Source organism: Caulobacter sp. FG121, from assembly GCF_057809815.1.
On record NZ_JBMDKR010000006.1, the window covers coordinates 44604 to 64023 of the forward strand.

Consider the following 19420-nt stretch of genomic DNA (forward strand, 5'->3'; position numbering starts at 1 on the left):
GGTCCGCTCCGGTCACGGGAGACCCCCTTAGTCGTCGCTACGCGCCGACAGCTCCCCCGAAGGGAAACAACTACACCGAACGAACGAACGGCAGCCGGTACGTCGCCGGCTTGCCGGCCCCGAGCAGTGCGTTGGCGACGGCCGGGCCGATCACCGGGGTGCCGGGTTCGCCCACGCCCGACGGCGCGTTGCCGGACGGGACGATGTAGGTCTCGACCGTCGGCGACTCGTTCATCCGCAGCACGCGGTAGCCGTCGAAGTTGGTCTGCTGCACAGCGCCGTCCTTCAGCGAGACCTCGCCGTAGAGAGCCGCCGACAGGCCGTAGCAGGTGCCGCCTTCCATCTGGGCCGCGACCTGGTCGGGCGAGATCGCCACGCCGCAGTCGATGGCCGTGACCACCCGCCGCACGCGGGGTTCCGCGCCCGACAGGTCGACATCGGCGATCTGGGCGACCACCGAACCGAAGGATTCATGCACGGCGATGCCGCGCGAGACACCGGCCGGCGCGGGTCCGGCCTTGGCGATCGCCAGATCCATCACCGCCAGATGCCGTTTGGCGCCCGCGCGTGTGTAAAGGGTCCGGCGGTACTCGACCGGATCCTTGCCGGTCCTGCGGGCCAGCTGGTCGATCGTGTGCTCCATGACGAAGGCCGTGTGGGTCGCGCCCACCGACCGCCACCACAGCACCGGCACGCCGACTTCGGGCAGCGCGACCTGGGCGTCCACCGCCGGCGTGGCCTTCAGATAGGGCGAACCCATCGCGCCCTCGACCGCCGAGGTGTCGACGCCCTTGGACGGCATCGGCGAGCCCTTCATCACCGTCTGGGTGACGACGCGGTGGCGCCAGACAGCCGGGTAGCCGTCCTTGTCGAGGTTGATCCGCACGTTGTGGTGGACGATCGGGCGGAAGTAACCCGCCTGCATGTCGTCCTCGCGGGTCCAGACCAGCTTCACCGGGCGACCGCCGCCGACCTTCTTGGCGATGTGCACGCACTCGGCCGAATAGTCTGACTGGAAGTTGCCGCGGCGGCCGAACGAGCCGCCGGCGAACAGGGTCTCGATCTGCACGGCGCCCGGCAACGTCCCGACGATCTTGGCGGCGTTCAGCTGGTCCATGGTCGGAATCTGCGAGCCGAACGTCATCGTCACGCTGTTGCCCTTGACCCGGGCGACGGCGTTCATCGGCTCCATCGTGGCGTGCGCCAGATAGGGGAAGTCGTAGGTCGCTTCAAAGATCTCGCCGTCGGCCTGCGAGGCGTCGCCATGGGTGTCGAACGACTCCCACTTCAGGTCGGCCGGGCCCTTGCCGGCGGCCGCGTCGCGGAACTCGGCCATGATCTGGTCGGAGCCGCGCTTTTCAGCCTTCGAACTGTCCCACTCGACCTTCAGGGCGTCGCGGCCCTGACGGGCGGCCCAGGTGTTGTTGGCCACCACGGCGACGCCGGTCGGGATCTGATAGACCTCGACCACGCCGGGCACCTTCTTCGCCGCCGTCGCGTCGAAGCTCTTCACCTTGGCGCCGAACAGCGGCGCATGGGCGACCATGGCCACCAGAAGGTTCGGCTCCTGGACGTCCTGGGTGAACCGGGCGGTCCCGGTGCTCTTGGCCAGGCTGTCCTTGCGCCGCACGCGGCTCGTGCCGATCAGGGTGAAGGTCTTGGGGTCCTTCAGGACCGGCGCTTCCGGCGGCTTGACCTTCGCCGCATCGGCCAGCAGGTCGCCGAAACCGGCCGACTTGCCGCTCTTGTGGCTGACGACGCCGTCCTTGACGGTGATTTCCGCCGCCGGGACGTTCCACTTGCCGGACGCCGCCTGGACGAACATCGCCCGGGCGCCCGCGCCTGCCGTGCGCAGCTGCGTCCAGCTGTTGGAGATGGCCGACGAACCGCCCGTTCCCTGCACGCCCATGCCGAGATTGGCGTACAGTTTGGCATTGGCCGGCGCCTGTTCGACCGTGACCCGCGACCAGTCAGCATCGAGCTCTTCGGCGACGATCGCCGACAGACCCGCGTGGTTGCCCTGGCCGAATTCGATGTGCTTGGAGATCACGGTCACGGCGCCGTCGGCGGCCACCTTGATGAAGGGCCCGAAGGCGCCGACGTCCACCTTGGATCCGGCGCTGAGCAGATCGGCCGGCGAGCAACCGACGAGCAGGGCGCCGCCCACCAGGGTCGCGCCGACAACCAGGTCGCGACGGGTAGGTTCGATGGTCTTGCTGTGCGCGTTCATGACGATGTCCCTCACGCCTTGGCCGGCAGGGCGGCGGCGATGCCGGCCGCGTCCTTGATGGCCGCGCGGATGCGCTGATAGGTGCCGCAACGACAGATGTTGCCGCTCATGGCGGCGTCGATGTCTTCGTCGCTGGGGTGTTTCTTTTCCGCCAGGAGCGCGGCGGCGCTCATGATCTGGCCGGACTGGCAGTAGCCGCACTGGGGCACGTCGGCGGCAACCCAGGCCTGCTGCAGCGGGTGATGTCCGCCCAGCCCCTCGATGGTGGTGATCTTCATGCCGGCGACGGCGCTGACCGGGGTCTGGCAGGACCGCGTCGGCTGGCCGTCAATGTGCACCGTGCAGGCGCCGCACTGGGCGATGCCGCAGCCGTATTTGGTCCCAGTCAGGCCCAGTTCGTCCCGCAGGACCCAGAGCAGGGGCGTGTCGTCGGACGCGGTGACGCTGACGGCCTTGCCGTTGATGTCGAGTGTGGTTGCCATGTCTGAACGTTCCCCGGTCTGCGTTCGATTATAGCCACGGGCCTGGCCAGTCCCTAGGCGATCTATATCTTAACGCTGTTAAGGGGAGGGCGCGCCAGTGAATTTTTCTCGGGGCTGGTCTACGGTGACCGTCCCTCGACGGAGACTGTTCATGCGCATCGCCCTCGCCGCCGCCCTCGTGCTGGCGTTCGCCCTGCCTGCCGCCGCCGAAGACGGCAAGGCCCTGTTCAACGCCCAGTGCAAGAGTTGCCACACCCTGACCGGGACCAGCGGACCCACCGGGCCCACGCTCAAGGGCGTCGCCGGCCGAAAGATCGCCGGCGCGCCGGGCTTTGCCTATTCGGCGGGCCTGAAGGCCAAGGCAGGGACCTGGACCGACGCCAGCCTCGACGCCTACCTTTCAGCGCCGTCCACCTTCGCGCCTGGAACACGAATGTTCGCGCGTGTGGCGCAACCTGCGGCGCGTTCAGCCGTCATCGCGTATCTGAAGACCCAGCACTAGGAGCGCCCATGCGCCGCCTGTCCCTCATCGTCGCTCTGGGCCTGACCCTCGCCGGCTGCGCCACCGCGCCCGCGCCGGGCACGGACAGCGGCCCGCTGCGCTATCGCTGCGACGGCGGCAGGGGATTCACGGCGGCCTGGAACCAGCCCGGCGACCGGGTGCAGGTGACCGCGGGCGGCGTGACGAAGGCGCTGCCGCATGTCCGGTCTGGCTCCGGCGCCCGCTACGCGACCGGTCCGTTCGAGATCTGGGGCAAGGGCGAAGGCGCCATGCTGTCGGGCTTTCCCGGCGGCCCCTACGACAACTGCCGCGTCGGCTGACGGAGACCCGGTGGACGCCTTTCCAGCCTTCTTCCCCCTGGCCGGCCGCAAGGTGGTCATCGCCGGCTCCGGTGAGGCCGCCGACGCCAAGGCGCGGCTGTTCGATGGCTCGCCCGCGCACATCGTGCGACTGGACGGACCCTCGGCCTTCCTCGCGGGGGCCTATTCGGGCGCCATCCTGGCCTTCATCGCCGGCGACGAACTGTTCGTGCAGGCGGCGGCCGGCGCGGCGCGGGCGGCGCGGGCCCTGGTCAATGTCGTCGACCGCCCCGACCTGTCGGACTTCTTCACGCCCGCTCTGATCGACCGGGGTGAGGTCGTCGCGGCCATCGGCACGGGTGGCGGGGCGCCGATGCTGGCGGCCCTGCTGCGCAATGCCATCGAGACCCGCATTCCCGAAGGCTCCGGCCGGGTCGCGGCCCTGCTGCGCCAGCATCAGGCCGAGGTCCGCGAAGCCATGCCCGACGCGGCCACGCGCCGGACCTTCCTGCGAGAGATCCTCGCCAGTCCCACGGCCCAGGCGGCGATGGACGGTGACATGGAGCGCGCAAGCGCCCTGTTGAAGGAAGCGATCGCCCGCGGCGTTCAGCCCACCGGCCTGGTCCGGTTCGTCGCCGGCAAGGGCCCCTCGGACCTGCTGACCCTGCGTGCCGCGCGGGTGTTGTCCGAAGCGGACTGCCTGGTCATTCCCGACGGCGTCGAGCCGTCCATTCTCGGCATGGCGCGCCGTGACGCGGGCCGGCTGACGCTCGGTGACGCCGGCGCGGAACATCTGATCGCCCTGGCCCGCGCCGGTCGGCAGGTCGTGCGCCTGGTCACCGGCCCGATTGATCCGCGTGAAATCAGGGCGTTGGCCGAGGCCGGCGTGGCGGTCGAGGTGCTGCTCGCCGCGCCTGAGGCGTGACCGCCCTGTCGCCCGCCGACCTGGACGCGATCGCCCTGTCGCTGAAGGTGGCGGCGACAGCTACGCTGTTTTCCCTGCCGGTCGCGTTCGGGGTCGCCCTGCTGCTGGCGCGCGGGCGGTTTGCCGGCCGGTCCCTGCTCGATGCGCTGGTGCATCTGCCGCTGGTGCTGCCGCCTGTGGCGACCGGCTATGTCCTGTTGATCCTGCTCGGCCGCAACGGACCGCTCGGGAGGCCGCTGGCGGAGATGGGCATCGTGTTCGCCTTCGACTGGACCGGCGCGGCCCTTGCCTCGGCGGTGATGGCCTTCCCGCTCATGGTGCGGCCGATCCGGCTGGCCATCGAGTCGATCGACCCCGAAGTCGACGAAGTGGCCCGCACCCTCGGCGCCCGGCCGTTGCTGCGCCTTGTGCGGATCACCATCCCGTTGGCGGGTCCAGGCTTGATCGCCGGGGCGGTGCTCGGCTTCGCCAAGGCGCTCGGCGAGTTCGGGGCGACCATCACCTTCGCCGCGGCGATCCCGGGCGAGACCCTGACCCTGCCGACGGCCATCTACCAGGCGGTGCAGTCCCCGGGCGGCGAGGGCCGCGCCCTGACGCTCTGCATCGTCGCCGGCGCCATCGCGGTGGCGGCGGTGTTCGCGTCGAACGCGCTGGTCAGGGCGGTGGAACGGCCGACGGGGCGGGGTTAGGCGTCCAGCGATCGTCCCCGCGTCTCGGGCCAGAGGAACAGGGTCGCGACGACGCTGATCAGGGTGAAGATCAGCGGGTACCAGAGCCCGGCGTAGATATCGCCGGTGGCCGTCACGATGGCGAAGGCCGTGAACGGCACGAAGCCGCCGACCCAGCCGGTGCCGACGTGATAGGGCAATGACAGCGCCGTATAGCGAACCCGGGTCGGAAACAGCTCGACGAGGGCTGAAGCCTGTGGCCCGTATAGCGCCGTGGCGGCGACGACGAAGATCATGATGATCCCGAACAGCGCCGGCAGGTTCATGCGCGCGGCATCGGCCTTGGCCGGATAGTCGGCGGCGGCCAGCGCGGCCTTCAGCCGGGTCTCGAAGTCGGTCTTGGCCGCCTTGAGCGCCGCCTTGTCCAGACCTGCGCCTTCGACGGCCACGACTTCAGCGGCGCCCACCTCGACGCGCGCCACGGCGCCGGCGGGCCCGGGCCTGTTGACGTAGGACACGCCGGCGTTGGCCAGGGCGCTCTTGGCGATGTCGCAGGAGCTGGTGAACACGGCCTTGCCCACCGGGTCGAACTGCAGGTGGCAGGCGGCCGGATCGGCGATCACGGTCACGGGCATGCGCTGCTCGGCCTCGGCCAGCGCGGGGTTGGCGTAGCGGGCCATCTGGTGGAAGGCGGGGAAGAACGCCGCCAGCGCCAGGGTCATGCCGAACCACAGCACCCACTTGCGGCCGACCTTGTCCGACAGCCAGCCGAAGAAGACATAGAGCGGCGCGCTGACGGCGGTCGCGGCCATCACCAGTAGGTTGACCGTCTTCGGCTCGACCTTGAGGAAGCGCTCGAGAAACACCGGCAGATAGAAGAAGGCGGTGTACCAGACGGCCCCCTGGGCGAACATGATCGCAACCAGCGCCAGCAGCACCAGTTTCAGGTTTTTCCACTGGCCGAAGGCTTCGCGGAACGGGTGCTCGGCCTGTTCGCCGGCGTCCTTGAGCTTCTGGAACGAGGGGCTCTCCGACAGCTTAAGGCGCATGAAGATCGACACGCCCAGCAGGCCGACCGAAACGAGGAACGGAATGCGCCAGCCCCAGGCGAGGAAGGCCTCTTCGCCCAGCGCCGTGCGGGCCGCCAGGATCACCAGCAGGGCGCCGAGCAGGCCGAAGGCGGCGGAGGTCTGGATCCAGCCGGTCATCGCGCCGCGCTTGCCGTCCGGCGCGTGCTCGGCGACGTAGATCGCCGCGCCGCCGTACTCACCGCCCAGCGCTGTGCCCTGGATGATGCGCATCAGGATCAGCAGCAGCGGGGCCAGCGGCCCGGCCATGGCGTAGGTCGGCAGCAGGCCGATGGCGAAGGTCGCCGCGCCCATCAGGATGACGGTGATCAGGAATGCGCCCTTGCGGCCGGCCTTGTCGCCGATGCGGCCGAAGATCAGGGCGCCGAGCGGCCGGAAGAAGAAGCCGGCGCCGAACAGGCCCAGGGCCGCAAGGACACCTGCCGTGTCGCCGAGCTCGGCGAAGAAGTTCTTGCCGATGACCGACGCCAGCGTGCCGAAGACGAAGAAGTCATACCACTCAAAGGCCGTGCCGGCGGAAGACGCCAGGACCACGGTCCGCATCGAGACGGGCGCGTCTTCACTGGTTGTCGTGCTGGCCATGGTTACGTACCCCCCGGTTTTGACGCAGGTCTAGCACGACCCACGCCGGGGGGAAGGTGTCAGGCGATCCGGGCCTGTTCAGGCGTCGCTTCACCCGGGTCGGCGGCGAGCCGGGAAATCTCCGCCAGCAGAGCCGCGGGCGAGACCGGTTTGCCGACCACGCCGTCCATGCCGGCGGCCAGATAGGTCTCCCGCTGATGCGCCAGGACGTTGGCGGTCAGGGCGATCATCGGGGTTGTCGCGGACGGACCGGTCTGCGCGCGGATGCGGCGGCAGGCCTCCATGCCGTCCATGTCGGGCATCTGGATGTCCATCAGGATCAGGTCGAACGCCCCCGCGGCGGCGGTGGCCACGCCCTCGGCTCCGTCGCACGCGGTCTGCGCGGACGCGCCGAGGCTCTCGAGCATCTTCACCGCGATCATCCGGTTGGTCGGGTTGTCCTCGACAACAAGAATTCGCAGCCCTTCGAGCGGCGCCCCCGCCAGCTCGGCGGCGGGGCCCGCGGCGACCGCGTCCACGGCGGCGATCTCGATCCGGAAGGTCGAGCCGACGCCTGCCGCAGATTCGAAAGTGACCTGGCCACCCATCATCTCCGCCAGTCGGCGGGTGATGCTCAGACCGAGGCCGGAGCCGCCGAACCGTCGGGTCGTGGTAGCGTCGGCCTGGTGGAAGCGTTCGAACAGCCGGTCCTGGGCCTCCGGCGCGATACCGATGCCGGTGTCCCGCACGCCGAACGCCAGCCGCCCGGGCGCCGGGCGCTCGCAGCGCAGCGTCACCCCGCCCTCCAGCGTGAACTTCACGGCGTTGCCCATCAGATTGAACAGGCATTGGCGCAGCCGCACAGGGTCGGTTCGCACCCAGCCCAGGTCGTCCGCACCCTCCAGCGTCAGCGTCAGGCCCTTGGCGCGCGCCTGCGGCTCCAGCAGCCGGAAGACGCCGCGCGCCAGTTCGCCGGCGTCGACCGCCTCGTCTGAAAGTTCAAGCCGGCCCGCCTCGATCCGCTCGAAGTCGATCACGTCATCGAGCAGTGTCGAGAGCATCTCGCCACAGGTCAGGGCTTCGTCCAGCAGCCGCTGGCCGCCGTCGCTGATCGTCTCGTTCTTCAGCAGATGGAGCACGCCGAGCACGCCGTTCATCGGCGTGCGAATTTCGTGGCTCATGTTGGCGAGGAAACTCGCCTTGGCCTCTGCCGCTGCTTCAGCGGCCCGCTGCGCCTCGACCAGCGCCAGTTCCTGCCGCTTGCGGGCGTCGATATCCAGAACAAGACCCACGCCTTTTCGGCTGGGCCTGTCGAGCCGGTAGAAGGTGCGCACCCAGCGCTCCTGGCCGTCCGGCATGAGAATGCGGAATTCCATGGAGACGTTTTCAACGCCGCCGGCCCAGCGCCGGTTCGTTTCCCGCACGAGCGTCCTGTCTTCGGGATGCACGAACGGCCAGAGCGGGACGGCCATTTCCTTGTAGGTCATGCGCCGGCCGACCAGCCGGAAGAACTGCTCGCTGGCCCAGAAGGTTCGGCCGGCGTGATCGATCTCGAAGGCCCCGGCGTCGGCGGCGCCAAGCGCCAGCTCCTGCCGCCAGGCATCCATGCGCGCTCGCTCCATCAGCGCCTGAACCCGCGCCTCGCCCTCGCGCGCGGCATCCCGGGCCTCGGCGAGCTCGCTCACGTCCTGCGAGATGCCCTTGAGGGCGAAGACCCGTCCCCGCCGCTCGGTGCGGAAGGTGGCCCGCATGGTCAGCCATCGGCCGTCCCGGGTGAGGAACCGATGCTCGATCGTCGCGCCTTCGCCTGACCGGACGCTCTGACGGAAGGTCGCGTCGACCATGTCCCGCTGAGCCGGATCGACGATGGCGTGAAATTTCTCAGGCGTGTCGATGTCCGCCTGGTCCCAGCCGCAGAGCGCCAGGATATCGTCGGACCATTCGATGCGATCGCTGTAGGGCTCATAGCTCCAGCTGCCGATGCCGGCGGCCTCGGACAGCATCGAGCGGGTCCGGCGGGCGGCCTCGAGCTCCTCCTTCTGGAGGACGGTCTCGGTGATGTCCTGCAGGGTGCCGACCATGTGGTCGTTCGGGTCAAGCCTGGACCGGCCCTGGATCCAGATCCAGCGCCCGTCCTGACAGCGGATCTTCAGCTGGTTGACCGTGTGGCCGTCGCGCTTCATGCGCCGACGGGAGTCGCGGGCCTCGTCGTAGCTGTCCTCGTGGAGGAACTCGAAGATCGTCTTGCCGACCAGGTCCTCGCGTCGCCAGCCGGTGATCCGCTCCCACGCGTCATTGACGTCGGTGAAGACGCCGTCGCGGTTGACCACCGCGAACATGTCGAGGGAGTTGTCGAAGAACCAGCGCGCCGCCGCGGATTTGGGTCCGCGCCGTTTCGCCGATGCTCTTCCGGTCTTTGCGCCGGCCATGCCGTTTCCGCCCTGTTCGCGGCGAGCATGACGACCACGGGTAAACGCGGGGTATTCAAACGGTCGTGGACGTGGCCCGGAACGGGGGTTCAGGTCTCGGCCCACATCCGCAGCAGGTTGTGGTACGCGCCGGTCAGCGAAACCACCGCCGCGTCCCCGGCCCCCAGACCGGCCCCGGCCCGCTGGATGGCCAGGTCCATATCGAACAGCAGGGTGCGGCGAGCGTCGTCCCGCACGAGACTCTGGATCCAGAAGAAGCCTGAGACGCGGGCCCCGCGGGTGATGCGCTCAACCCGGTGCAGACTGGAGGCGGGATAGAGGATCAGATCCCCGGCGGCGAGTTTCACCTGGTGAACGCCGTAGGTGTCGTCAACCGTCAGCTCCCCGCCATCGTAGTCCTCGGGCTCGGTCAGGAAGAGCGTCGCCGAAAGGTCGGTGCGGAACTGTCGCCCCTCCCGGTCGCGGCGGATCGCGTTGTCGATGTGATCGCCGAAGCCGTCGCCGACGCCGTAGGCGTTGAACAGAGGCGGAAAGATCCGCGCCGGCAGCGCGGCCGAGAGGAACAGCGGATGGCGCTGAAGCGCCGCCAGAATGGCCGCGCCGGCCTCGCGGGCCGCGTCGGAGCCTTCCGGCAGCTGCCGGTTCTGCTTGGCCAGGGCCGACTGGAACCCGGATGTCACATTGCCATCGGTCCAGTCCGCCGCATCGATCAGGGACCGAATCCGCGCGACCTCATCCTTGTCCAGCACGCCGGGAATCTGGAGCATCATCGCGCTGGTCCTCCCGCGCCCGTCAAAACCGGTAGTTCAGGGTTATCTGCGCCGACCGCGCGTCACCCGGCGTCGCCCAGCCGAACCCGGCGTTGGAGCGGATGCGCGTGTAGTAGGCCTGGTCGGTCAGGTTCTTGATGTTGACCTGGACGCTGACGGCGTCGCTGGCGGTCCAGGTCAGCGAGGCGTTGTGCAGCCAGTAGCTGTCCGACCAGAGCAGCGGCGCCCCGACGGCGGCGCGGGCGAAGGCATACTCGCCGGCGTAGGTCGCCCCGTACCCCATCATCACCCTGTCGGTGACCATCACCGTGGTCCACAGGTTGAAGGCGTGGCGCGGCGTGATCGGGATCGGGTCACCCCTGGTGTAGTCGACGTCGTTCGGCGGCAGGGCCGTGCCGGCGACGTTCTGAAGGATCTCGCTGTCGAGGAAGGTGTAGTTGGCGAGGATCGTCCAGCGATCGGTCAATTGGCCGGCCGCGCCGAGGGCCAGACCGCGCACGCGGGACGCGCCGTCCAGCTGCTGCACCGGGATGGCCGGGTCGTTGGAGTTCAGGCGGATGTTGGTCCGCTCGTTCTGGAACAGGGCGGCGGTCAGCGACAGCCGGCCGTCGAACGTGTCCCACTTGGCGCCGACCTCGAGCACCTGGCCCTTTTCCGGATCGACGTTGCAGTTCTGGGCCGTGCCGGTCACCGCGCAGCCGCCGTTGACCGTCGCCTGCGACGGCGTCTGGGTGTTGCCATAGGCGATGTAGAGGCTGGCGTTGGCCGCCGGCTTGTAGACCAGACCCAGACGGTAGGAGACCAGCGTCTCCTCGTTCCGGGCGATGGTCGTGGCCCCGGCCACTCGCACCGGCGGCGTTCCGACCATCCAGGTGTAGGGCGTAGAGACGAATTCGCCTTCGTTGTGCTCGACCCGCGCGCCGCCGTTCAGCTGCCAGTGCGGGCCAAGCTCGACCGTGTCGAACAGGTACAGCGCCTGGTTGGCCAGCTGGCCGTCGCTGATCGCGCTTTCAAGGAAGTTGACCGGCCCGGCGTAGAGGCTGTCGGGATTGGCGATGCTCATGGTCGGCAGCGCCACGGCGGAGCCGTTGCCGTTGAAGAACAGCCGCCCAGTGGTCAGGTCGTAGGTCTCGTTGGAGAAGGACGCCCCCAGAACCAGGTTGTGCGACCAGGACCCCGTGGTGAACTTCCAGTTGAAGTCGGTCTGGCTGACCAGCTGGGTGTTGGTGGTGTCGCGCAGGTTCCCGCGCGGTCCGCTGAGGCTGTAGACGCCGGGCGTGCCGCAAGCCGCGCCGGTCTGGGCGTTGAAGCCGCTGGCCAGGCACCAGGCCCCCTGCGGCGGGTCGACGATGGTCAGCTGGGTGATCTGCTGCCAGCGGCTGGTGTTGGTCACCGTCAGGCTGTCGCTGATCTCGTGCACGATGTTCAGGGTCAGGCTGTCGACGCCGATCTCCTGCGTGTCGATGTTGCGGTAGCCGTAGTAGCTCGACGGCTTCACGCCGGGCAGCGGCCCGTTGAGGAAGGCGTTCGACGCATAGGGCACGCCGTACTGCGGAACATTCTCGTCCTCCTGGTGCAGGTAGGAGACCGTCACCCGCGTGGGGCCGGTGAGCCCGAAGGTGATCGACGGCGCGATCCCCCAACGGCTGAAGTGCTCCACGTCGCGGCCCGGCGCGTCGTTGTTGTGCGCCATGGCATTCAGGCGGACGGCGATCTGGTCGCCGATCACGCGGTTGGCGTCGAGCGTCAGCCGGCCGTAGCCGTCCGTGCCGACCCCGGCGGTGAAGACGCCGCTGTCGGAGGCGCGCGGCGCCTTGCTGACCAGGTTGATCGATCCGCCCACGGAGCCCGCGCCGGCGTAGACGGAGTTGGCCCCGTTGATCACCTCGATCTGTTGCAGGTTGAACGGGTCGGTGCGGCTGTACTGGGCGCTGTCGCGCAGGCCGTCGGTGGTCACGTCGTTGTTGGCCGAGTAGCCGCGCAGATTGATGCTGTCGCCGTAGCCGCCGCCGCCCTCGCCGGCCCCGAAGGTGATGCCGGGCACGGTCTGCAGGATATCGCGCAGGGTCAGCAGGTTCTGGTCACGGATCGTCCGGCCGGACACGACGGTGACGGTCTGCGGCGTATCGACCGGCGCGGTGGTGTACTTCGGCGAGCTCGGGCGGTCCTTTTCGCCATGCACCTCGATGCCGGACAACTCGGTGGGCGCCGCGTCGGCGGCGGCCGTCACCATGGCGCTGCTCTCGGCGGCGTTCGCCAGGGCCGGCGACAGGGACAACCCGGCCGCGCCCGCCACCGCCGCTACGCCGAGAGCCCGTTTGGCGCGGGCGGTGACGCCGCCTGAAATCGTACGCATGAAGTCTGTCCCCGAAACCTGATGCGCCGCGGCGGCGCATAATTGCGATTGCGAGTCGTTCTTAACTTTCACATTGCAACGCCGCAATGAGAATCATTCTCAAAAAGAGATTTAATCCGCGTGCGTGGCGCGCAGGCGGCTCAGGTGGGCGCGGCGGCCGCGGCGACGCAGCCACATCACCGTGCCGGTGACGCCCAGCAACGCCGGCGCGACGCCGGTGATGAACACCAGCAGCTGCCAGAGCCAGGGCGCGTCCTGCGCGTCATGGACCGTCCGCATGGTGCGCGACAGCGGGTCGGGTTGTCCGGGGCCCGTCGGGCCCCGGCCTTTGCGGATGGATCCGTCTTCGTCGGCGACCTGGACCATCGGTCCGGGCCCCTCGCCCTCGGCCGCGAACTGGATGCGCCAGGCCGGCCGGCGGCCTTCGGTGGGCAGGGTGATGGCGGCGAGCCGCGCGCCGGGCTTTTCAGCCATGGCGGCGGCGACGGCCATGTCGATCGGCAGGCCGGGCCGGGCCAGCGGCGGCGCGGCGGCCGGACGCTGGCCGCCTCGCGGGCCGCCGGCCGTCTCGATGCCGAACAGCCTGCGGCTGGTCTCCGGGAAGGAGATGTAGACGCCCGTCAGGGACACGATCAGCAGCGGGACCAGCACCCAGAACCCGACCATGTGGTGCAGGTTGTTGAAGGTCGAGGGCGAGCGCAGCCAGCGCAGGCCCCGCACGACCTTGCCGTTGCGCGGCCACCACAGCCACAGGCCGGTCAGGCAGGAAACGCTCATGGCCCAGCCCAGCCAGCCGACGATCTTGCGACCGAGCCCCGGCGTGCTGATCAGCAGGCTGCCGTGCAGCCGGTGCATAACGCCGATGAGTTCATTGCGGGTGTCGGCCACATCGAGCACCCGGGCGGTGGCGGGGTCGATCCAGGCGGTCAGGCTGCGCGGGCGCTGGCCCGGCGCCGGCGGCGGACCGTTGACCCGGCCGCTGGCGATGACCGGCTTGCCGGCTTTTTCGGGCATGCGAAGTTGGGTCACCGTCGCCCGCTCGCCGTAGGCCTTTCGGGCCGCGTCGAGATAGGCCGAAGCCGCCAGGGTCGTATCGCCCCGGGAGACAGCGAAGCGCTGCGGATGCAGCAGCGTGTCCAGCCCGTCGTGCCAGACCAGCGCCGCGCCCGACAGGCCGAGCGGAACCAGCAGAATGAACAGCCCCACGCCGATCCACAGGTGAACATCGAGCCAGAAGCGGCGCAGGCGGCCGAGCAGGGACTTGGTCAAGGCTGGGTTCCGGTAGCTGGGAGCGGATAACGGCTCCGGCGTTAATGCGAATAGTTCTCAAATGCAAGTCGCTCCGCTTGACCCGCCCCGTGGCCCGGCCTAGCCCCGTGCCGTCCAGGCAAGGGAGGCGTCCATGACATTCGCGATCGAGGCGGTCGGCCATGTTCGGGGTGGCCGTGAGGCGGCCATCGACGACGACTGGGGTCCCAGCCGCGCGCGCATCGACCTCGACCCGGCGCGGTTCGGCCCGGAAGCCCTGTTCGGCCTGACCGACTTCTCCCATGCCGAGATCGTCTTCGTCTTCGACCGCATCACCGACGCGGAGATCGTCAACGGCGCGCGCCGCCCGCGCGGCCGCGAGGACTGGCCGTTGGTCGGGATCTTCGCCCAGCGCGGCCGAAACCGGCCCAACCGGCTGGGCGTCTCGGTCTGCCGCATCGTCTCGGTCGACGGCCTGAGCCTGGAGGTCGAGGGCCTCGACGCCATCGACGGCACCCCCGTCGTCGACATCAAGCCGGTGCTCAGCGGCTTCCTGCCGCGCGGCGACGTCCGCGAGCCGGCCTGGGCGGCCGAAATCATGGAGACCTACTGGTGAAGCGACCCCTGCAGGGCGTGCGCGTCCTGACCATCGAACACTATGGGGCCGGGCCCTACGCCACCCTGCTGATGTCCGAACTGGGCGCGGAGGTGATCAAGATCGAGGCCCCGTCCATGGGCGGCGACGCCTCGCGCCCGACCGGACCCTTCATGCTGGGCGACAACGACAGCCTGTATTTCCAGACCTTCTCGCGCGGCAAGAAATCCGCCGCCATCGAACTGAAGACGCCGGAGGGCCGGGCCGATTTCGAGCGGCTGGTCGCCTCGGCCGAGGCCGTGGTCAACAACCTGCGCGGCGACCAGCCGGCCAAGCTCGGCCTGACCTACCACGCCCTCAAGGCCATCAACCCGGCCATCGTCTGCGGCCACCTGTCGGCCTACGGCCGGGGCAACAGCCGCGAGGGCTGGCCGGGCTACGACTATCCGATGCAGGCAGAGTGCGGCCTGATGAGCCTGACCGGCGAGCCGGACGGCCCGCCCGCCCGCATGGGCGTCTCGATCATCGACTTCATGAGCGGGGCGACCTTCGCCTTCGGCGTGGTCAGCGGCATCCTCTCGGCCCGCGCCACGGGCGAGGGCTGCGACGTGGACGTGTCACTGTTCGACGTGGCCCTGCACCAGCTCAGCTACCCGGCCGTCTGGGCGATGAACGAGCACCATCCGACGGTCCGCATGCCGGCCGGCGCACACCCCTCGCTGGCCCCGGTGCAGCGGGTGAAGACGGCCGACGGCTACGGCCAGCTGATGTGCATGAACGAGAAATTCTGGGGAGAGCTCTGCGACCTGATCAGCCGCCCGGACCTGGCCGCCGATCTGCGCTTCGCCACGCTCGCCGACCGGGCGCGCAATCTTCCGGCCCTGACCGAGGCGCTCGACGTCCTGTTCGCGACGGAGCCGACCGCGCACTGGAGCGCCCTGTTCGCGGGGCGCGTCCCCTTCGGCCCGGTCAACGATCTGTTCCAGGCGCTCGACAACCCGTTTGTCGCCGAGGTCGGCATGCGGGATGTGGTCGATCACCCGGACCGGCCGCAGGGTCTGCACATGCTGGCCGCCCCGCTGAAGATTGACGGCGTCCGCATGCCGGGCGTCCGGTCTCCGAAACTTGGGGAACACACAGACGAATTGCTCTGACCGACGGTCAGACGGTCAGATCTTCGCCGGTCATCCGCCGGTAAAGCTCCAGATACCGCTCCGACGTCGCCCTCACGACCGCCTCCGGCAAGGGCGGCGGGGGCGCCTCGCCGTTCCAGCGACCGGCGGCGCGTTCCGCGTCGAGGTAATCGCGCAGCGGCTGCTTGTCGAAGCTGGGCGGGGTCTCGCCGACAGACCAGCCCCCCGCGGGCCAATAGCGCGAGCTGTCCGGCGTCATCACCTCGTCGATCAGCACGACCCTACCCTGCGCGTCCCGGCCGAACTCGAACTTGGTGTCGGCCAGAATGAGCCCGCGCTCGGCGGCCAGGGCCCGACCGGCTTCGTAAACGGTGCGGCTCAGCGCCTCCAGCTCGGCGGCCAGGGCCGCGCCGACGACCGCGCCCATCCGCGCGACAGAGATGTTCTCGTCGTGGCCGGTCTCGGCCTTGGTCGCCGGGCTGAACACCGGCGGGTCAAGCCGCTCGCTCTTGCGGAGCCCGGCCGGCAGGGCTTCGCCCGCCAGTGTCCCGGAGTCCGCATATTCCTTCCAGGCGGAGCCCGAGAGATAGCCACGCACGACGCACTCGACCGGCACGACCGTCACCCGGCGGCAGAGCATCGCCCGCCCCACGAGGCTCGCGCGGTGGGGGGCCAGCACGGGGGCCGCGGCGATGATCTCGTCGGGATCGACCGACAGCATGTGGTGGCGCACCACGCCATCCAGGCGCCGGAACCACCAGGCGCTGAGCTGGGTCAACACGGCGCCCTTCATGGGGACGGGCTCGGCCATCACCACGTCGAAGGCGCTGACCCGGTCGGTCGCGATCAACAGCAGCCGGTCATCGCCGACAGCGTAGATGTCGCGCACCTTTCCCCGTCCGATAAGGTCGAGGGGGAGGTCGCTGCTGGTCAGGAGATCCATGGTCGCGCTCACGGTCAAAGGCTCCGCCGGATAGCCGCCCAGCTGTCGGCGAGTCCATCCCGATGGGCCGGTTCGGCCACCGCGATCAGCGCCTCGGCGCGGCCATCGAGCGTCAGGCCGCGCAGGTCGGCCACGCCATGCTCGGTAATCACCAGCCCGACATCCGCTCTCGGAACAGAGACGGCCGTCGGCGGCAGGCGCGGCACGATGCGGCTGATCTCGCCCCGTCGCGCGCTGGCCGGCAGGGCGAGGATCGGCAGCCCGCCTTTCGACAGCCGCGCGCCGCGCAGGAAGTCGGTCAGCCCGCCGACGCCGCTGATCTGTCGACCGTCCTGGAATTCGGCGTTGGCCTGGCCGAACAGATCGATCTCGATCGCTGAATTGACCGCCACCAGGCGCGGGATCTCCGCCAGAACCCGGATGTCATGGGTCACGTTCGATGGCTCGAAACGGATGCGGCTGTCTGAACCGCAGCGGTCGTAGAGCGCGCGCGATCCCGCCGCCAGGCCCGTCACAACTTCGGTCAGCGCACCGGAGTCGAGCACCGGCAGCAGCGGATCGGTGACCATGCCGGAGTGGATTCGCAGGCCCTTCATCCCCTCCAGCGCCGCCAGCGCCGCGATCCCGGCCTTGCCGACGCCGAACTGCACGCTGGCGCCGTCGGGCATGATCGCCTGCAGATGCCGCTTGATCGCCTCGAACGCCGGGTCGAGCGTGCCCGTGTCGTAGGTCAGCAGATCGTGCGGCGCGTCGGCGACGAGGTCGAATACGGCCAGCGGCCAGACCGGGCCCTGGACAGGCGGCATGGCCGGATTGACCAGCGCGACCTTGAACAGGTCCCGGGCCATGACGGCCGGCGCGAGGTCGCTGGCGATCCCCATCGAGACGTTGCCGTCCGCGTCGGGTTCGCTGACGTGGAACACGGCTGCGTCGAGCGGCGTCTCTCCCAGCCAGCCGAACGCCTGAAACCAGGTCATCGGCCGCAGGCTGAACCGTCCGGCCTCGAAACTGGCTCGCCAGTCGGCGGACAGAAACGTCCCTTCCGACCGGGCCGTCTCGTGCAGACCGGCCCAGTCGTTGCGGTTGATCCCCGGTACAGGCGCGCCGACGAAGGTCAGATTGGCGGCCAGTTCGGGCCTGCTCCGCCACGCATCGAGCAACGTCAGCGGCTCTCCGGCGCTGCCCGGCAGGAAGATCCTGCCCCCACCAGGATTCAACTGGCGGGCGATCAATTCGGCGAGCTTGTCGACTGTCAGGCGAATCACGTCATTCTCGGTTCAGACGACGCCTGCAACCGTATGCGGCGCCTGTGTGTTCAACAGTTGAATACTTGGCCCCGAAAGGACCTTCAGCGTCATGCGCGCCGCAGTCGATAACCCCTACGACGTCCTCAAGCCCTTCCTCTGGATCGCCGGTCTGGCGTTCGTCAGCGGCTTCCTCGGCTACGTGGGCTTCCACGGACTCCCGACCTAGCCGGCGCCAGTCGAGCCGAACCCGCCCGCGCCCCGCACGGTCTCGTCGAGGCTCGTCACCGCCTCCCAGGTCGCTGCCGCCACCGGCGCGATCACGAGCTGGGCGATCCGGTCGCCCCGGCGGATGACGAAGTCCTCCTCCCCCAGATTGATCAGGATAACCTTCACCTCGCCGCGGTAGTCCGCGTCGATGGTGCCGGGCGTGTTGAGGCAGGTGATCCCCGCCTTGGACGCCAGGCCCGAGCGCGGCCGGACCTGGGCCTCGAAACCAGCCGGCACGGCGAACGACAGGCCGGTCGGCGCCATGGCCCGGGCCATCGGCTTCAGAATGATCGGTTCGTCCTCGGGAACCGCGGCGCGCAGGTCCATGCCGGCCGCGAGCGGCGTCTCATAGGCCGGCAACGGCAGGCCCTCGGCGTGGGGTAGCTGGACGACGGGGATGGTCGGGGTCACGTCAAAGCCTTCGCGATACGGGCGGCCAGATCGGCGGCGACCCGGTCCTTGTGGGCGCGGTCCCAGCGCTCGATCCCCTCGCGGGTGATCAGCAGCACCGCATTCTCTTCTCCACCCATGACGCCCGGCTCGGTCACATCATTGGCGATGATCCAGTCGCAGCCCTTGCGGGCCAGCTTGGCCCGGGCATGCGCCTCGACGTCGTTGGTCTCGGCCGCGAACCCGACAACCAGCGTCGGCCGCGCCGGGCCCGACGCGGCGAGGGTCGCCAGGATGTCGGGGTTCTCGACCAGGGTCAGGGTCGGCGGGCCGTCCTTGCCCTTCTTCAGCTTGATGCCGAACGCCTCGTCTGGGCGCCAGTCCGCCACCGCCGCGACACAGACCGCCGCGTCGGCCGGCAGGGCCGCCTGGCTGGCCGCCAGCATGTCGCGCGCGGACTCCACGTCCACCCGGTCCACGCCCGCCGGCGTCGGCAGGCTCACCGGGCCAGACACCAGCGTCACGCGGGCGCCCAGCGTGGCGAGCGCCCCGGCGATGGCGTAGCCCTGCCGGCCGCTCGAGCGGTTGGTGAGCAACCGCACGGGATCGAGCGCCTCGGCCGTCGGTCCGGCCGTCACCAGCACATGTCTACCGGCTAAAGGGCGGGCGGCGGGCCCCTCCAGCAGGCCCAGAATCGCGTTGAAGATCGCCTCGGGCTCGGCCATCCGGCCATAGCCGAACTCGCCGCAGGCCATGGCCCCTTCGTCAGGCCCCACGAACCGCACGCCGTCGCCCTTGAGGGTCGCCAGGTTCCGCTTCGTCGCCGGATGGTCCCACATGCGAACGTTCATCGCCGGCGCCATCAGCACGGGCTTGTCGGTCGCCAGCAGGGTCGTCGAGGCAAGGTCCCCGGCCAGGCCATGGGCCGCCTTTGCCATCAGGTCGGCCGTCGCCGGGGCCACGACCACCAGGTCGGCCGAGCGGGAGAGCTCGATATGGCCCATCTCCGCTTCGTCCGTCAGAGAGAAGAGTTCGCTGTAGACCTTGTCCTCGGCGAGCGCCGACAGGGACAGCGGCGTGACGAACTCGGCGCCGGCCTTCGTCAGGATCGGCCGCACCGCCACGCCCGCCTTGCGCAGCAGCCGTGTCAGTTCCAGCGCCTTGTAGGCGGCAATGCCGCCCCCGACGATCAGCAGAACCCGCCGCCCAGCCAAACCCGCGTCTCCGTCAGCGCCATGAACACCCGTCGCTGCATACGACGCCACGGACGCTTGACCAATCCCGAAA

General features: G+C 69.5%; 17 protein-coding genes. 6 read left to right on the forward strand and 11 right to left on the reverse strand.

The window, feature by feature from the left end; translation table 11 throughout:
* Nucleotides 1-70: 70 nt before the first annotated feature.
* A complete protein-coding gene (locus tag ACODSL_RS14980) occupies nucleotides 71-2230 on the reverse strand; it encodes a xanthine dehydrogenase family protein molybdopterin-binding subunit (protein WP_488901512.1) in 2160 nt (719 codons plus the stop codon).
* An 11-nt stretch (nucleotides 2231-2241) separates the two neighbouring features.
* Nucleotides 2242-2712 (reverse strand): (2Fe-2S)-binding protein, encoded by a 471-nt coding sequence (locus ACODSL_RS14985; RefSeq protein ID WP_488901513.1) that lies wholly within the window; start codon nucleotides 2710-2712, stop codon nucleotides 2242-2244.
* A gap of 151 nt (nucleotides 2713-2863) precedes the next feature.
* On the opposite strand from ACODSL_RS14985, the gene ACODSL_RS14990 reads away from it, so the two are divergent.
* From ACODSL_RS14990 to modB, 4 genes are read left to right on the forward strand one after another with little or no spacing between them, the layout of a single operon-like run.
* Nucleotides 2864-3214, forward strand: coding sequence for a c-type cytochrome (locus ACODSL_RS14990; RefSeq protein WP_488901514.1), 351 nt, complete (start codon nucleotides 2864-2866; stop codon nucleotides 3212-3214).
* An 8-nt stretch (nucleotides 3215-3222) separates the two neighbouring features.
* The gene (locus ACODSL_RS14995; protein ID WP_488901515.1) at nucleotides 3223-3534 is read left to right on the forward strand and encodes an MliC family protein; all 312 of its coding nucleotides are present in this window, start codon (nucleotides 3223-3225) and stop codon (nucleotides 3532-3534) included.
* A gap of 10 nt (nucleotides 3535-3544) precedes the next feature.
* Complete coding sequence (locus ACODSL_RS15000; RefSeq protein ID WP_488901516.1) at nucleotides 3545-4438, forward strand: NAD(P)-dependent oxidoreductase; 894 nt, start codon at nucleotides 3545-3547, stop codon at nucleotides 4436-4438.
* The gene (gene modB, locus ACODSL_RS15005; protein WP_488901517.1) at nucleotides 4435-5127 is read left to right on the forward strand and encodes a molybdate ABC transporter permease subunit; all 693 of its coding nucleotides are present in this window, start codon (nucleotides 4435-4437) and stop codon (nucleotides 5125-5127) included. The genes ACODSL_RS15000 and modB overlap by 4 nt, the downstream gene beginning before the upstream one ends.
* Here the strand turns inward: modB and ACODSL_RS15010 are convergent.
* From ACODSL_RS15010 to ACODSL_RS15030, 5 genes are all read right to left on the reverse strand, one after another.
* Nucleotides 5124-6776, reverse strand: coding sequence for an MFS transporter (locus tag ACODSL_RS15010; RefSeq protein ID WP_488901518.1), 1653 nt, complete (start codon nucleotides 6774-6776; stop codon nucleotides 5124-5126). The two genes, modB and ACODSL_RS15010, sit on opposite strands and share 4 nt — an antisense overlap.
* 59 nt (nucleotides 6777-6835) lie before the next feature.
* A complete protein-coding gene (locus ACODSL_RS15015) occupies nucleotides 6836-9184 on the reverse strand; it encodes a PAS domain-containing hybrid sensor histidine kinase/response regulator (RefSeq protein ID WP_488901519.1) in 2349 nt (782 codons plus the stop codon).
* Nucleotides 9185-9273: 89 nt separating this feature from the next.
* Nucleotides 9274-9954 carry a Fe2+-dependent dioxygenase gene (locus tag ACODSL_RS15020; protein ID WP_488901520.1) on the reverse strand — a complete coding sequence of 227 codons (681 nt, stop codon included), beginning with the start codon at nucleotides 9952-9954 and terminating at the stop codon, nucleotides 9274-9276.
* Between the two features lie 22 nt (nucleotides 9955-9976).
* Complete coding sequence (locus ACODSL_RS15025) at nucleotides 9977-12310, reverse strand: TonB-dependent receptor (protein ID WP_488901521.1); 2334 nt, start codon at nucleotides 12308-12310, stop codon at nucleotides 9977-9979.
* Between the two features lie 111 nt (nucleotides 12311-12421).
* Entirely contained in the window at nucleotides 12422-13579 is a 1158-nt protein-coding gene (locus ACODSL_RS15030) for a PepSY-associated TM helix domain-containing protein (RefSeq protein WP_488901522.1), read from the reverse strand.
* 133 nt (nucleotides 13580-13712) lie between these two features.
* Between ACODSL_RS15030 and ACODSL_RS15035 the strand changes: the two genes are divergently transcribed.
* Together ACODSL_RS15035 and ACODSL_RS15040 are read left to right on the forward strand one after the other, a co-directional pair.
* On the forward strand, nucleotides 13713-14174 hold the full coding sequence (locus tag ACODSL_RS15035; protein ID WP_488901523.1) for an SAM-dependent methyltransferase: 462 nt from the start codon (nucleotides 13713-13715) through the stop codon (nucleotides 14172-14174).
* Nucleotides 14171-15307, forward strand: coding sequence for a CaiB/BaiF CoA transferase family protein (locus tag ACODSL_RS15040; RefSeq protein ID WP_488901524.1), 1137 nt, complete (start codon nucleotides 14171-14173; stop codon nucleotides 15305-15307). Before ACODSL_RS15035 ends, ACODSL_RS15040 begins: the two co-directional genes overlap by 4 nt.
* A 7-nt stretch (nucleotides 15308-15314) precedes the next feature.
* Here ACODSL_RS15040 and ACODSL_RS15045 read toward each other — a convergent pair whose 3' ends face one another.
* From ACODSL_RS15045 to coaBC, 4 genes are all read right to left on the reverse strand, one after another.
* Nucleotides 15315-16229 (reverse strand): phosphoribosylaminoimidazolesuccinocarboxamide synthase, encoded by a 915-nt coding sequence (locus ACODSL_RS15045; RefSeq protein ID WP_488901525.1) that lies wholly within the window; start codon nucleotides 16227-16229, stop codon nucleotides 15315-15317.
* A gap of 14 nt (nucleotides 16230-16243) precedes the next feature.
* Nucleotides 16244-17494, reverse strand: coding sequence for an acetyl-CoA hydrolase/transferase family protein (locus tag ACODSL_RS15050; RefSeq protein WP_488901526.1), 1251 nt, complete (start codon nucleotides 17492-17494; stop codon nucleotides 16244-16246).
* Nucleotides 17495-17698: 204 nt separating this feature from the next.
* Nucleotides 17699-18154, reverse strand: a complete 456-nt coding sequence (gene dut / locus ACODSL_RS15055; protein WP_488901527.1) for a dUTP diphosphatase — start codon at nucleotides 18152-18154, stop codon at nucleotides 17699-17701.
* A complete protein-coding gene (gene coaBC, locus ACODSL_RS15060) occupies nucleotides 18151-19347 on the reverse strand; it encodes a bifunctional phosphopantothenoylcysteine decarboxylase/phosphopantothenate--cysteine ligase CoaBC (RefSeq protein WP_488901528.1) in 1197 nt (398 codons plus the stop codon). Before coaBC ends, dut begins: the two co-directional genes overlap by 4 nt.
* Nucleotides 19348-19420 lie beyond the last annotated feature (73 nt).